The sequence below is a fragment of the Pandoraea sp. E26 genome, assembly GCF_000681415.1.
Lineage (GTDB): Bacteria > Pseudomonadota > Gammaproteobacteria > Burkholderiales > Burkholderiaceae > Pandoraea > Pandoraea pnomenusa.
On sequence record NZ_AYXJ01000002.1, the window covers coordinates 277,641 to 292,297 of the forward strand.

A 14,657-nucleotide genomic window follows, 5' to 3' on the forward strand; every position below is an offset into this window, starting at 1 on the left:
CGCGTTGGATGCGCAATTTTACGACGGGTTCGCCGAGCGACGGTATCGAGCGCCTCGCGATGTCGCTTCCCGGTGTCGCGCAAGGTGTGACGCGCGAATGCCGAATTTGCTCAAGTTTCCCAAAAATGTGCCGTTTCGGGTGGTAAGCTCTCGCAAAAAGCCACCAAAAACCAAAAGCAGCATAAAGCTACTCTCGTACGGGCCAGCATGGTGAAGTCGTTGAAGGGGCGGGTTGCGGCCATGACCGCGCTCGTTTCCATGGTATTGATCGTCGGCGTAGCCGTCGGCATCGAGTTTTTCGTCTACGGTGAATTGCGAAACTCGCTGCAGGCCCAGCTCGACACGCAGGTCAAGCTCGTGGCCGATCAGCTCGACGACAAGATGCGCGGAAAATTCCTCGCGCTGCACCGCATGGCGAGGAATATCGGCGATCCCCGCACGTTGACACCGGCTCAGTTCGAATCGTTCGCCAACATGTCCGTGTCCATGCCCGAGACGTTCAACACGCTCTTCGTGGCCGACCTCGACGGACACATGCGCTACGATTCGACCTTCGCGACCACCGCCATCAACATCGCGGACCGCGATTATTTCCGACAGTTGCTTGCGGGCGCGCCGCAGGCGGCATCGAGCGTGATCGCGGGCAAGATCACCAACTCGCCCGGCATCGTGCTGGCTGTGCCCGTCACCGACAAGCAGGGGAAACTGATCGGCGTCATCGGCGGCGCCGTCAATTTGCTGCGACAGAACTTCATCGTCGATCTGGCCAGTAACGCCGTCGGCCAGACGGGACGGTATTGCCTCATCTCCAACGACAGTCCGCCGCGCTATGTGATCCAGGCCGACGTCACCAGGATCCTCTCGCCCGTGGGGCCGGTGCAGACGCTTTGCGGCGTGCGCGACGGCGGATCGAACGAATGGCTTCACATGCATCCGCTCGTCGCCCGCGCACCGATGGCCGCGACCGGCTGGACGGTCGTGGCCGTGCTGCCCGGCGCCGAAGCCTTCGATCCGCTTGCGCGCGTGCGTCGGCGTGTCATCTTGCTGGCGATCGCGGCGATCGCAATGACGGCCCTGGTGATGTGGTGCGTGGCGCGGTGCCTGCTGCGCCCGCTCGACAAGCTTCGCGTTCTGGTGGCTCGCAGTGGGGGCGACATGCGGGCCATGCAGTCATTGCCGGTGCAGCGTGCCGACGAGATCGGTGCGCTGGCGAATGCATTTCGCGACATGATGGAGCGTCTGGGCGAACGGACCGAGGCGCTCGAAGTGTCGCGCGAGGCGGCACGCGCGAGCGTGCGCCGCATGCAGGAAATCGCCGACCGCGTGCCGTACCTCGTGGCCTATCTCGACGGCGATGAGCGATTCGCGTTCGTCAACCGCGCGTGCGAGACACGCCTGCGTCGCCGACGAGACCAGATCCTGGGGGCGACTGCGCGGGAGTTGCTTGGCGTTTCGTTGTACCGCGAATTCGCGCCGCACCTTGCGCGGGCGTTCGCGGGCGAGGCGGCCACGTTCACATGGGACTTCGGCGAGGGCGCCGCCTACCGTTGTTTCGAAGTGAGCTATCAGCCGGAATGGGCGACGCAAAACGTGCTCGCCGGCGTGCACCTGTTCGTGCGCGACATCACCATCGAGCGCACGAACGAGCGGCGCTGGCGACGCGAATCGCATACCGACCACCTGACGGGGCTGCTCAATCGCAAGGGCTTCGATCAGGCGCTCGCCGCCGCCGTTCGCCGCGCGCGTGAAGGCGCGGGGGCGCAGGCATTGCTGTTCGTCGATCTCGATCGCTTCAAGCTGGTCAACGACACATGGGGACACGCGCTGGGCGACGAGTTGTTGCGGCGCCTGGCCAAACGGCTCGTGGCGAACGTGCGAGAGGGCGACGTGCTCGCTCGCTTCGGTGGCGACGAGTTTGCCGTGATCATGCGCGACGTTCACGATGCGCTCGATGTCGAGCGTACGGCGTTGTCGATTCTCGATGCCGCCTCGCGGCCAATGGCGCTCTCGGTGGGAGAGGTGACGGTCGGCGCCTGCGTGGGGGTGGCGATGGTGGCGAGCGGCGAGGACAAGACGCCCGACATGTTGTTCGAAGCCGCCGACCGGGCGTTGTACGACGCCAAGCACGGCGGGCGCGGTCTCTTCGTGCTGGCCCCGAGCGTGGATGGCACCGCCGGTGCCGAGGGCTCCGGCGACGCCGCCGCGCGCGCCGGGTGAGCAGGTGAGCGAGCGCTCACCGGGGAGGTGGCCGCTCGTGGCCCATGCGTTGCCGAGCGTTGCGCCGGTATGTGGCACGCCGAGGCAGGCGTTCCTGTTAGGCAGAGGCAATCGGGCCCGCCGTTACGATCAGCTTCCCCGAAGTTACGAACATGCGTTCCTTGCCGCACAATGGGCGACGCCGTTCGCGCGCCGCGCGTCGCGGCGCACGGTTCGGATGAGTCGGTGTACACAATAGGAGGCGGGCATGAAACTCGAAGGCGGACGAAGCCGGGCAGCAACGCGGGCGGCTTCCGACGCAGGGTGGCGCGAACCAGGGGCGCGCCGTGATCCACCGCGGGCATCGCATCGGGCGGCGCGCACGCAACACGGTGCCGATGCAAGCGACCACGAGCCGAGGCATCAGCGGCTGTCGGTTCGCGAAAAAGAAGTGTTTCACATGCTTGTCGACGGCCTGGCCGTCAATGAAGTTGCACACGCACTGCATGCCAGTGAGCGAGCAATCACCTCGCACGTTGCGCATATCCTGCACAAGCTCGCGCTCGACGACGCCGCAGAGCTGATCGGCTATGCCATCCGGCACGGACTGATCGACGAGGGGGCGGAAGGCGCGGGCTGAGTGCGCTCGGACGCTTCGAGTTGCCGCGCGCGACAGACTCGCCCCGTCCGGGGCCAATCCGGCGCGCTGCGTGAGATTGAACTGATCGCACGCGGCGCGCCAGTCATTCCGCTTGATGCCTCGGAATCGTCCGAGGCGGACGTCTCGAATACTCCTGAAAGATCGCGATCCTTCGGGTTGACCTCGCTGACGGGCAACGCGACGGTCCAGTCGGTGATATGGTACCGGCTCTACACCATTTTCATGGACGAGGGGGCGGTCTCGCCGGCGCGGGCCGCCGCTGTGCGTCGGGGCGCGCAACCATCGTCAACCAGACAACGGAACGAGGACAGACACGATGAAGGCAATTGAGATCAGCCAGTACGGTGCACCGGAAGTGCTCAAGCTCACCGAGCGGCCACGCCCCGAACTGAAGCCGGGCGAAGTACTCATCAAGGTCAGCGCGTCGGGTGTGAACCGTCCGGACGTGCTCCAGCGCATCGGTCAGTATCCGGTGCCGCCGGGGGCGTCGGATCTGCCCGGGCTGGAAGTAGCAGGCGAGATCGTGGAAGGCGCGCTCGACGGTGCGGACAACCGTTGGGGGCTGAAGATCGGTTCGCGCGTGTGCGCTCTCGTGCAGGGCGGCGGTTACGCCGAGTACTGTGCCGCACCGCTCGCACAGGTGCTGCCTGTGCCGGACGGGCTCACGGACGTGGAGGCGGCGTCGTTGCCCGAGACGTTCTTCACGGTGTGGAGCAATGTGTTTGATCGGGCGCATCTCGGCGAAACCGAATCGGGTGAGAAGGAGACGCTGCTCGTGCAGGGCGGCACGAGCGGCATCGGCGTGACCGCGATCCAGCTCGGCGTGGCGCTCGGCCATCGCGTGTTCGCGACCGCGGGCTCGGACGACAAGGCGCGTGCCTGCGAGGCCCTCGGTGCCGAGCGCGGCATCAATTACAAGACCGAGGATTTCGTCGCGGTGACCAAGGCGCTCACCCAGGATCGTGGCGTGGACGTGGTACTCGACATGGTGGGGGGCGACTATCTTCCGCGCGAAGTCCAGGCGCTCGCATTCGATGGTCGCATCGCCATCATCGCGCTGCTGGGCGGAAGCAAGGCCACGCTGGACATGGGGGCGTTGCTGCGCCGCCGGCTGACGGTGACCGGCTCGACGCTGCGTCCGCGCTCCGTCGCCTTCAAGGCCGCGATCGCGAAGCAACTCCACGAAAAGGTTTGGCCGTTGTTCTCGGCGGGAAAGATCCGCCCGGTGATCTATCAGACGTTCCCTGCCGAGCAGGCGGACAAGGCCCATGCCCTGATGGAAACGAGCACGCACGTCGGCAAGATCGTGCTGACCTGGTAAGCATGCCCTCGTCGGTTGGCGGGAAGAATCCGCATGGAAGCCTGGAATCATGCGGGTTCTTGCGTTCGAAAGCCGGCGAAATTGACCCCCATGCCCCACACGCACTAGAATGAGAGGTTTTTCGTCCATACGCATTGGGGGATAAGGCGTGACAACTGGTACCGCAGCTTCGGCTCGCACCATTAGCCGCAAGGCTGGCAAGCTCGTCGTGGGCAATTGGAAACTGCACGGCAGCCTGGCCGGCAACGAGGCATTGCTGGGCGACCTGCTGGCCTCGCCGGTGCTGAGTGCGCCGGGGGTGACCGCGGCCGTGTGCGTGCCGTTCCCTTATCTCGCGCAGTGTCAGGCACGTCTGTCCGGGCAGGTGTTGGGCTTCGGCGCACAGGATGTGTCCGCTCACGTGAGCGGCGCCTTCACGGGCGAGGTTGCTGCGACGATGGTTGCCGAGTTCGGGGCGCGCTTCGTGATCGTTGGTCACTCTGAGCGTCGCCTGTATCACGGCGAAACCGATGCGAGCGTGGCGGCCAAGGCGAATCGTGTGCTCGACGCCGGCATGACGCCGATCGTTTGTGTGGGTGAAACGCTGGCGGAGCGCGAGGCGGGCGAGACGAAGGCGGTGGTAGCGCGTCAGCTCGAGGCGGTGCTCGCATCGCTTTCTTCGGAGCAGGCCGCGCAGATCGTCGTGGCCTATGAGCCCGTCTGGGCGATTGGTACGGGCAAGACGGCGACGTCGGCCCAGGCGCAGGAAGTGCACGCCCACCTGCGTTCGCTGCTGCGCGCGAAGGATGAGGCGGTATCGGATGTGGCAGTGTTGTACGGCGGCAGTGTGAAGCCGGACAACGCGGCCGAGCTGTTTTCAATGGGAGACGTCGACGGCGGTCTGATCGGCGGCGCGGCGTTGAAAGCAATCGATTTTCTGGCGATCTGCGAGGCGGCCCTGTCGCGCTGAGGTCGTCGCCGTTCGGCGTAACGGCATGAAATAGTCATGACGCAGTGCAGCAAAATGCGCTGCAAATTGGATTCTTCTACACGGGTGATGAGATGGGGTTGTTGAAAACGTTGTTGATCGTGGTGCAGGTGCTTTCCGCGCTGGGCATCATCGGTCTGGTGTTGTTGCAGCATGGCAAGGGTGCCGACATGGGGGCTGCGTTCGGCAGCGGCTCGTCGGGCAGTCTCTTTGGGGCATCGGGCTCGGCCAACTTCCTGTCGCGCACCACGGCGGTTCTGGCGGCCGTGTTCTTCGTGACGACGCTGGGGCTGACGTATCTCGGCTCCTACAAGCCGACGGCAAATATCGGTGTCCTTGGCAATTTGCCTGCTGCGACGTCGCCGACCGCGGCTTCTGCACCCGTTGCGGCAAGCGCCCCGGCCCCGGCTTCGGCGGTGAATCCGCAAGACGTGCCGAAGTGATTTTCGGCGCGTTTTTGACAAGTAATAAGCTGTAAAGAAAGTAGAAAAAAATTCGATTTGTGCATTGAACAAAATGCTGAAGGGCGCTAATATAGCGGTCTTGAAGCGATTCGTAAGTGACAGCGGATTGCAGAATTTGAATGCCGACGTGGTGAAATTGGTAGACACGCTATCTTGAGGGGGTAGTGGCGAAAGCTGTGCGAGTTCGAGTCTCGCCGTCGGCACCACAGTTCTCCGATGCCAGCCTTGCGATCATGCTTTGGCTGGCATTTTATTTTGTGCTCACCGTTCATCCGCTTTCTGGTCCCCACGCCATCGACGAGAGCGGTTCTTTGAACTAACCGAAAGAGGGTAGAGTTGAACCTCGGAACCTATTATCCCGTCCTGCTGTTTCTTCTGGTAGGTGGCGGTCTTGGGGCGGTACTGATTGGGATCGGTAAATTCCTCGGCCCCAACAAACCCGACAGCGAAAAACTCTCTCCGTACGAGTGCGGCTTCGAGGCTTTCGAAGACGCGCGCATGAAGTTCGATGTGCGCTACTATCTCGTCGCCATCCTTTTCATCCTGTTCGATCTCGAGACGGCATTCCTGTTTCCGTGGGGCGTCGCCCTGCGCGATATCGGCTGGGTGGGCTTTATCTCCATGATGGGTTTCCTGCTTGAGCTGCTCGTCGGTTTCGTTTTCCTGTGGAAGCGCGGTGCGCTCGACTGGGAATAAGGCCGCCAAGGTCACTGGCTGCATTGCAGAAGGATTCAGGGTAAGCATATGAGCATCGAAGGGGTTTTGCGCGAAGGGTTCGTCACCACCACGGCTGACAAACTCATCAACTGGACGCGCACGGGTTCGCTGTGGCCGATGACGTTCGGTCTGGCCTGCTGTGCCGTTGAAATGATGCACGCCGGCGCGGCGCGCTACGATCTGGACCGTTTCGGCGTGGTGTTCCGTCCGAGCCCGCGTCAGTCGGACGTGATGATCGTGGCCGGCACGCTGTGCAACAAGATGGCGCCCGCGCTGCGCAAGGTGTACGACCAGATGGCCGAGCCGCGCTGGGTGATCTCGATGGGGTCGTGCGCGAACGGCGGCGGCTACTATCACTATTCCTACTCGGTGGTGCGCGGTTGCGATCGCATCGTGCCGGTCGACGTCTACGTGCCGGGCTGTCCGCCGACGGCCGAGGCGCTGGTCTACGGCATCATCCAGTTGCAGTCGAAGATCAAGCGGACTGCGACGATCGCGCGTAAATAACCGCTACCGCCCATGTCTAAACTAGAACAACTCAAGACCACCCTGCAAAACGTGCTTGGCGCCCGCGCCGAGCAGTTGGTGGAGGCCCTCGACGAGCTTACGCTGACCGTCAAGGCGAGTGACTATCTGGACGTCGCGCGCACGCTGCGCGATCACCCGGAACTCAAGTTCGAGCAACTGATGGACGTTGCCGGCCTGGACTATTCGGCCTACGGCGACGGTGCCTACGACGGCCCGCGCTACGCCGCCGTCTCGCATCTGCTTTCGCTCACCCACAACTGGCGCCTGCGCGTGCGTGTGTTCGCGCCGGAAGACGATCTGCCGGTCGTGGCGTCGCTTATCGACGTCTGGAGTTCGGCCAACTGGTTCGAGCGCGAGGCCTTCGATCTGGTCGGTATCGTGTTCGAAGGACACCCGGATCTGCGTCGCATTCTCACGGACTACGGCTTCATCGGTCACCCGTTCCGCAAGGACTTCCCGACCTCGGGCTATGTCGAGATGCGTTACGACCCGGAGCAGAAGCGAGTGATCTACCAGCCGGTGACGATCGAGCCGCGCGAAATCACGCCGCGCATCATCCGCGAAACGCATTACGCCGGTCTGAAACATTAAGGTGGCCTTGTGGCAGACATCAAGAATTACACCCTGAACTTCGGTCCGCAGCACCCGGCAGCGCACGGTGTGCTGCGCCTGGTGCTCGAGTTGGACGGCGAAGTGATCCAGCGTGCCGATCCGCACATCGGCCTGTTGCACCGCGCGACCGAAAAGCTCGCCGAATCGAAGACGTTCCTGCAGTCCGTGCCGTACATGGATCGTCTCGATTATGTGTCGATGATGTGCAACGAGCACGCTTATGTGATGGCGATCGAAAAGCTGCTCGGCGTGGACGTGCCAATTCGCGCACAATACATCCGCGTCATGTTCGACGAGATCACGCGCGTGCTGAACCACCTGATGTGGATCGGCTCGCATGCACTCGACGTGGGCGCGATGGCGGTGTTCCTCTACGCCTTCCGTGAGCGCGAAGATCTGTTCGACGTGTATGAAGCGGTCTCGGGTGCGCGTATGCACGCGGCTTACTACCGTCCGGGTGGCGTGTATCGCGATCTGCCGGATTCGATGCCGAAATATCGTGCCTCGAAGTTCCACAACGAGCGCGCCATCAAGAAGATGAACGAGGCTCGCGAGGGTTCGCTGCTCGATTTCATCGAAGATTTCGCCACGCGTTTCCCGAAGTGTGTCGACGAGTACGAAACGTTGCTCACCGACAACCGTATCTGGAAGCAGCGTCTGGTGGGCATCGGCGTGGTGTCGCCCGAGCGTGCCATGCAACTGGGTTTCTCCGGGGCGATGCTGCGCGGTTCGGGCATTGCCTGGGATTTGCGCAAGAAGCAACCGTACGAAGTGTACGACCGCCTCGAGTTCGATATCCCGGTGGGTAAGGAAGGCGACTGCTACGACCGCTATCTGGTGCGCGTCGAGGAGATGCGTCAGTCGGCCAGCCTCATTCGCCAGTGCGTGAAGTGGCTGCGGGCCAACCCGGGGCCGGTGATCACTGACAACCACAAGGTGGCGCCGCCGTCGCGGGTGGAGATGAAGTCGAACATGGAAGAGCTGATTCACCACTTCAAGCTCTTCACCGAAGGCTTCCACGTGCCCGCCGGCGAAACGTATGCCGCTGTTGAGCACCCGAAGGGCGAGTTCGGCATCTATCTGGTGTCGGACGGAGCAAACAAGCCGTATCGCCTGAAGATTCGTGCGCCGGGCTTTGCCCACCTCTCAGCGCTCGATGAGATGGCGAAGGGACACATGATTGCCGATGCAGTGGCAATCATCGGTACCCAGGATATCGTGTTCGGCGAGATCGATCGCTAAACGCGCAGCGGGCGCCCCGGGCGCCCGCAGGTTTTAATTCGGCAGGGTTTCGCAGGTCGATACCATTGCCGTTCCAGTAGCCGTGCCTGTGAGTTGCGGGCGGTCGAGACATCGACTTGCCCGCACTGGCGCGAGCGGGGATAACGTTTTAGAGAACAGTCGGATCGGAAATGCTTTCTCCCGAAGCCCTGAAGAAAATCGACCGTGCCGTTGCCAAATACCCTGCCGACCAAAAACAGTCGGCGGTGATGCACGCCCTTGCCGTAGCGCAGGTCGAGAAAGGCTGGTTGTCGCCCGAAGTCATGCAGTTCGTGGCGGACTACCTCGAGATGCCCGCAGTCGCGGTGCAAGAGGTGGCAACCTTCTACACCATGTTCAACACGAGCCCGGTGGGCAAGTTCAAGTTGACCGTGTGCACGAACCTGCCTTGCCAGCTCACGCGCGGCAAGGAGATGGCCGACTATCTGAAGGAAAAGCTGGGGGTCGACTACAACGACATCACGCCCGACGGTCTCTTCACGGTCAAGGAAGGCGAGTGCATGGGCGCGTGCGGCGATGCGCCCGTCATGCTGGTGAACAACCATCGCATGTGCGGCTTCATGAACGAAGAGAAGGTCGACGCGCTCCTCGATGAGCTCAAGGCCAAGGCCGCTGCCGGAGAGAAAGCATGACGTCGCTGCACAATCGTCACATCAAACCGCTGATTCTCGCCGATCTGAACGGCGAGAACTGGCATCTCGAAGATTACGTCAAGCGCGGCGGATACCAGCAGCTCGCACGTATCCTGAAGGAAGGCATCACGCCGGAGCAGGTCATTGCGGACGTCAAGGCGTCGGGCCTGCGGGGTCGTGGCGGCGCGGGCTTCCCGACCGGTCTGAAGTGGAGCTTCATGCCGCGCGCGTTTCCTGGCCAGAAATACCTCGTCTGCAACTCGGACGAAGGCGAACCGGGCACGTTCAAGGATCGCGACATTCTGCGCTACAACCCGCACGCGCTGATCGAGGGCATGGCCATCGGCGGTTACGCCATGGGCATCACCGTCGGTTACAACTACATCCACGGTGAAATCTACGAAGTGTACGAACGCTTCGAAGAGGCGCTCGAGGAAGCCCGCGCGGCCGGCTATCTGGGGGACAACATCCTCGGTACGGACTTCTCGTTCCAGTTGCATGCCCACCACGGTTATGGCGCGTACATCTGCGGCGAAGAAACCGCACTGCTCGAATCGCTCGAAGGCAAGAAGGGCCAGCCGCGTTTCAAGCCGCCTTTCCCGGCGAGCTTCGGTCTGTACGGCAAGCCCACGACCATCAACAACACCGAGACGTTCGCTGCCGTTCCGTTCCTGCTGGCCACCGGCCCGCAGCAATATCTGGAAATGGGCAAGCCGAACAACGGTGGCACCAAGATCTTCTCGGTGTCGGGCGACGTCGAGCTGCCGGGCAACTATGAAGTGCCGCTGGGCACGCCGTTCCCCGAACTGCTCCAACTCGCGGGTGGCATGCGCGGTGGCAGGAAGCTCAAGGCCGTGATTCCGGGCGGCTCGTCGGCGCCGGTCGTGCCGGCCGGGCTGATGATGGAAACGACGATGGATTACGACAGCATCGCCAAGGCAGGTTCGATGCTGGGTTCGGGCGCCGTGATCGTGATGGACGAGACGCGCTGCATGGTGAACTCGCTGCTGCGTCTGTCGTATTTCTACTACGAAGAGTCGTGCGGTCAATGCACGCCGTGCCGCGAAGGCACCGGCTGGCTGTGGCGCGTGGTCAACCGTATCGAGCATGGCGAAGGCCGCAAGGAAGATCTGGACCTGCTCAACTCGGTGGCCGAGAACATCATGGGCCGTACCATTTGCGCGCTAGGCGACGCCGCGGCGATGCCGGTGCGCGGCATGCTCAAACACTTCTGGGACGAGTTCGCCTACCACGTCGAGCACAAGCATTGCTTGGTCGGCACTCACTAATCCCTTTTGACGCTTGGCATTGAACCGCTATGGTTGAAATCGAAATTGACGGCCAAAAGGTCGAGGTGCCCGAAGGCAGCATGGTGATCCAGGCTGCCAAGAAGAACGGCACCTACATTCCCCACTTCTGTTACCACAAGAAGCTCTCCATCGCGGCGAACTGCCGCATGTGCCTGGTCGAGGTCGAGAAGGCCCCGAAGGCCGTGCCGGCCTGCGCCACGCCGGTGGCCAACGGCATGATCGTGCGTACGAACTCCGAGAAGGCTGTGAAGGCACAGCAATCGGTCATGGAGTTCCTGCTGATCAACCACCCGCTCGACTGCCCCATCTGCGATCAGGGCGGTGAATGCCAGCTCCAGGATCTGGCCGTGGGTTACGGCAAGTCGGCATCGCGTTACCAGGAAGAGAAGCGCGTGGTGTTCCACAAGAATGTGGGCCCGCTGATCTCGATGGAAGAGATGTCGCGCTGCATCCACTGCACTCGCTGCGTGCGTTTCGGCCAGGAAGTGGCCGGCGTCATGGAATTCGGCATGCTGGGGCGCGGCGAACACTCGGAAATCACGTCGTTCGTCGGCAAGACGGTCGACTCCGAACTGTCGGGCAACATGATCGACCTGTGCCCGGTCGGTGCGCTCACGTCGAAGCCATTCCGCTACAGCGCCCGCACCTGGGAACTCTCGCGCCGCAAGTCCGTGAGCCCGCACGATGGCGTGGGTGCGAACCTCGTGGTGCAGGTGAAGAACAACAAGGTCATGCGCGTGGTCCCGCTCGAGAACGAAGCGGTCAACGAATGCTGGATTTCGGACAAGGATCGTTTTTCGTACGAAGGTCTGAACAGCGATGATCGCCTGACCAAGCCGATGCTCAAGCAGGGCGGCGAGTGGCACGAAGTCGACTGGCAGACGGCGCTCGAATACGTCGGGCATGGGCTCACCGACATCATCCGCGACCACGGCGCCGACGCCGTTGCGGCGCTGGCGTCGCCGCACGCCACCGTCGAGGAACTGCATCTGCTGCAAAAGTTCGTGCGCGCACTGGGCAGCGAGAACGTCGATTTCCGTCTGCGTCAAACGGACGTTTCGGGCGGCACGCAAGGCGCGCCGTGGCTCGGTCTGCCGATCGCCGAGCTCGACAAGCTGCAAAGCGCGCTCGTCGTGGGTTCGTTCCTGCGCAAGGATCATCCGTTGTTCGCTTCGCGACTGCGCTCGGCCGTCAAGGCCGGCGGTCAGCTCAATGTCCTGCACGCGGCGGACGACGATCTGCTTGTGAAGCTCGCCAACAAGATCATCGCGGCGCCGAGCGCCTGGGTGAGCGAGCTTGCCGGTATCGCCGTCGCGGCTGCCGCTGCCAAGGGCGTGGCCGCGCCGGCCGAGCTGGCCGGCGTGAGTGCCAGCGATGCCGCCAAGGCCATCGCCGCATCGCTGGTCAATGGCGAGCGTCGCGCGATTCTGCTGGGCAACGCCGTGGTGCAGCACCCGCAATTCGCACAACTGCACGCCATCGCGCAGGTGATCGCCGACATCACGGGCACATCGCTGGGCTTCCTGACGGAAGGCGCGAACACGGTGGGCGGTCATGTCGTGAAAGCCACGAACGCCAAGGGCGCGGCGGCACTGCTCGCACAACCGCGCCAGGCTTACCTGCTGCTCAACGCCGAGCCGGAATACGACTCGGCCGACGCGAAGCAGGCCCTCGCCGCGCTCAACGCCGCGAAGATGGTCGTCTCGCTCTCGCCGTTCAAGCACGGCCTCGAGTACGCCGACGTGCTGCTGCCGATCGCACCGTTCACCGAGACGGCTGGCACGTTCATCAACGCCGAAGGCCTGCCGCAACACTTCAACGGTGTGGTGCGCGCGCTGGGCGAAACGCGCCCGGGCTGGAAGGTGCTGCGTGTGCTGGGCAACCTCCTCAAGCTGCAAGGCTTCGAGCAGGACACCGCCGAGCAGGTGCGTGACGAAGCGCTCGCCGGCTTCTCGGCAGCGGTGCTCGACAACCGCGCCAAGGCCGCGCTGGTCGCGCCGAAGGCGGCGAGTCAGGGCCTGGAGCGCCTGGCCGATGTGCCGATCTACTCGGCCGACGCCCTGGTGCGCCGCGCCCCGTCGCTGCAACTGACCAACGACGCCAAGGCCGCGCTGCGCGCCACGCTGCCGGCCGCGCTGTTCGACAGCCTCGGCCTGGCCGCCGGCGACGCCGTGCGCGTGCGTCAGGGCGACGCCGTGGTCACGTTGCCGGCCGCGCGCTCGGAATCGCTGCCTGCCAACGTGGTACGCGTACCGGCAGCCACGCCGGCGTCTGCCGCGCTTGGCGCGATGTTCGGTGAAATTTCGGTGGAGAAGGCGTAAATGAGCCTGAACGAAGTCATCAATCAATACGGCACGCAGCTGCTGGGCGTGGCCTGGCCGACGGTGTGGGCACTGGTCCGCATCCTCGTCGTGGCCGTGATCCTGCTGCTGTGCGTGGCGTATCTGATTCTGTGGGAGCGCAAGCTCATCGGCTGGATGCACGTGCGTCTCGGTCCGAATCGCGTGGGCCCGGGCGGGTTGCTCCAGCCGATCGCCGACGTGTTGAAGCTGCTGCTCAAGGAAGTCATTACACCGACGCAGGTCAGCAAGGGCATTTACGCCATTGCGCCGGTGATGGCCGTGCTGCCCGCGTTTGCCATCTGGGCGGTGATCCCGTTCCAGCCGGGCGCCGTGCTGGCCGACGTGAACGCCGGCTTGCTGTACGCCATCGCGATTTCGTCGATCGGTGTGTACGGTGTGATTCTCGCCGGCTGGGCGTCGAACTCGAAATACGCGTTCCTTGGCGCCATGCGTGCGTCGGCGCAGATGATTTCGTATGAAATCGCCATGGGTTTTGCGTTGGTCACGGTGCTGATGACGGCCGGCTCGCTCAACCTGTCGGACATCGTGCGCTCGCAGGAGCACGGTATGTTCGCGGGCATGGGGCTGAACCTGCTGTCGTGGAACTGGCTGCCGCTGTTGCCGATGTTCGTCATCTACTTCGTTTCGGGCATTGCGGAAACGAACCGTCACCCGTTCGACGTGGTGGAAGGCGAATCGGAAATCGTGGCCGGTCACATGATCGAGTACTCGGGCATGGGCTTCGCGCTCTTCTTCCTGGCCGAGTACATCAACATGATCATCATCTCGGCGTTGGCCTCGGTGCTGTTCCTGGGTGGCTGGAGTGCGCCGTTCGGCTTCCTGTCGTTCATCCCGGGCGTGTTCTGGCTCGCGTTCAAGGTGTTCCTGCTGCTGTCGGTATTCATCTGGGTGCGTGCGACGTTCCCGCGCTACCGCTACGACCAGATCATGCGTCTGGGCTGGAAGGTGTTCCTGCCGCTGACGATCGTCTGGGTGATCGTGGTGGGTGTCTGGATCATGTCTCCCTGGAACATCTGGGGCTGAGGCGAACGGAGTAGAGGAATCCCATGGTAAGGGCAATGAAGGACTTTTTCGGCAGTTTCCTGTTGTTGGAACTGCTCAAGGGCATGGCGCTCACGGGGCGCTACACGTTCGCACGCAAGGTAACGGTGCAGTTCCCGGAAGAGAAGACGCCGCTGTCGCCGCGCTTTCGCGGCTTGCATGCGCTGCGCCGCTATCCGAACGGTGAAGAACGCTGCATCGCCTGCAAGCTTTGCGAGGCGGTGTGCCCGGCAATGGCCATCACGATCGAGTCGGATGTGCGCGACGACGGCACGCGCCGTACCACGCGTTACGACATCGATCTGACGAAATGCATTTTCTGCGGCTTCTGTGAAGAGAGCTGCCCGGTGGACTCGATCGTCGAGACCCACATTCTCGAGTATCACGGCGAGAAGCGCGGCGATCTGTACTTCACCAAGGAGATGTTGCTCGCGGTGGGCGATCGTTACGAAAACGAAATCGCGGCGGCCAAGGCGGCCGATGCGCCGTACCGTTAAGCAGGGCAGGGCGCGGCGTCTCGATGGCGCGCCCGGTACGGCAAATTGACGTTGGCTAATTCTCGCG

At 63.1% G+C, this 14,657-nt stretch carries 14 protein-coding genes and 1 tRNA gene; all 15 read left to right on the forward strand.

Annotation, left to right across the window (positions count from 1 at the left end; translation table 11 throughout):
- The first annotated feature begins 207 nt into the window (after positions 1–207).
- Positions 208–2,217 (forward strand): diguanylate cyclase domain-containing protein, encoded by a 2,010-nt coding sequence (locus tag W930_RS0101345; protein ID WP_028730746.1) that lies wholly within the window; start codon positions 208–210, stop codon positions 2,215–2,217.
- 247 nt (positions 2,218–2,464) lie between these two features.
- A complete protein-coding gene (locus W930_RS30975) occupies positions 2,465–2,836 on the forward strand; it encodes a response regulator transcription factor (protein ID WP_072619097.1) in 372 nt (123 codons plus the stop codon).
- Positions 2,837–3,173: 337 nt separating this feature from the next.
- Complete coding sequence (locus W930_RS0101355) at positions 3,174–4,178, forward strand: NAD(P)H-quinone oxidoreductase (protein ID WP_023596651.1); 1,005 nt, start codon at positions 3,174–3,176, stop codon at positions 4,176–4,178.
- 181 nt (positions 4,179–4,359) lie between these two features.
- A complete protein-coding gene (gene tpiA, locus W930_RS0101360) occupies positions 4,360–5,127 on the forward strand; it encodes a triose-phosphate isomerase (protein WP_023873860.1) in 768 nt (255 codons plus the stop codon).
- Positions 5,128–5,219: 92 nt separating this feature from the next.
- Entirely contained in the window at positions 5,220–5,588 is a 369-nt protein-coding gene (gene secG, locus W930_RS0101365; protein WP_023873862.1) for a preprotein translocase subunit SecG, read from the forward strand.
- A gap of 142 nt (positions 5,589–5,730) precedes the next feature.
- Positions 5,731–5,815: transfer RNA gene (locus W930_RS0101370), tRNA-Leu, on the forward strand.
- 130 nt (positions 5,816–5,945) lie between these two features.
- Positions 5,946–6,305, forward strand: coding sequence for an NADH-quinone oxidoreductase subunit A (locus tag W930_RS0101375; protein WP_023873864.1), 360 nt, complete (start codon positions 5,946–5,948; stop codon positions 6,303–6,305).
- Between the two features lie 48 nt (positions 6,306–6,353).
- Positions 6,354–6,833, forward strand: a complete 480-nt coding sequence (locus W930_RS0101380) for an NADH-quinone oxidoreductase subunit B family protein (protein ID WP_010807413.1) — start codon at positions 6,354–6,356, stop codon at positions 6,831–6,833.
- A gap of 12 nt (positions 6,834–6,845) precedes the next feature.
- On the forward strand, positions 6,846–7,445 hold the full coding sequence (locus tag W930_RS0101385; RefSeq protein ID WP_023596648.1) for an NADH-quinone oxidoreductase subunit C: 600 nt from the start codon (positions 6,846–6,848) through the stop codon (positions 7,443–7,445).
- A 9-nt stretch (positions 7,446–7,454) separates the two neighbouring features.
- Complete coding sequence (locus tag W930_RS0101390) at positions 7,455–8,708, forward strand: NADH-quinone oxidoreductase subunit D (RefSeq protein ID WP_023596647.1); 1,254 nt, start codon at positions 7,455–7,457, stop codon at positions 8,706–8,708.
- A 170-nt stretch (positions 8,709–8,878) separates the two neighbouring features.
- Positions 8,879–9,379, forward strand: a complete 501-nt coding sequence (nuoE, locus tag W930_RS0101395; protein ID WP_023596646.1) for an NADH-quinone oxidoreductase subunit NuoE — start codon at positions 8,879–8,881, stop codon at positions 9,377–9,379.
- Positions 9,376–10,668, forward strand: coding sequence for an NADH-quinone oxidoreductase subunit NuoF (gene nuoF / locus W930_RS0101400; protein ID WP_023596645.1), 1,293 nt, complete (start codon positions 9,376–9,378; stop codon positions 10,666–10,668). The genes nuoE and nuoF overlap by 4 nt, the downstream gene beginning before the upstream one ends.
- A 29-nt stretch (positions 10,669–10,697) precedes the next feature.
- The gene (gene nuoG, locus W930_RS0101405) at positions 10,698–13,010 is read left to right on the forward strand and encodes an NADH-quinone oxidoreductase subunit NuoG (protein WP_023596644.1); all 2,313 of its coding nucleotides are present in this window, start codon (positions 10,698–10,700) and stop codon (positions 13,008–13,010) included.
- Positions 13,011–14,075, forward strand: a complete 1,065-nt coding sequence (gene nuoH, locus W930_RS0101410; protein ID WP_023596643.1) for an NADH-quinone oxidoreductase subunit NuoH — start codon at positions 13,011–13,013, stop codon at positions 14,073–14,075.
- 23 nt (positions 14,076–14,098) lie between these two features.
- Complete coding sequence (gene nuoI / locus W930_RS0101415) at positions 14,099–14,590, forward strand: NADH-quinone oxidoreductase subunit NuoI (protein ID WP_024788717.1); 492 nt, start codon at positions 14,099–14,101, stop codon at positions 14,588–14,590.
- Positions 14,591–14,657 lie beyond the last annotated feature (67 nt).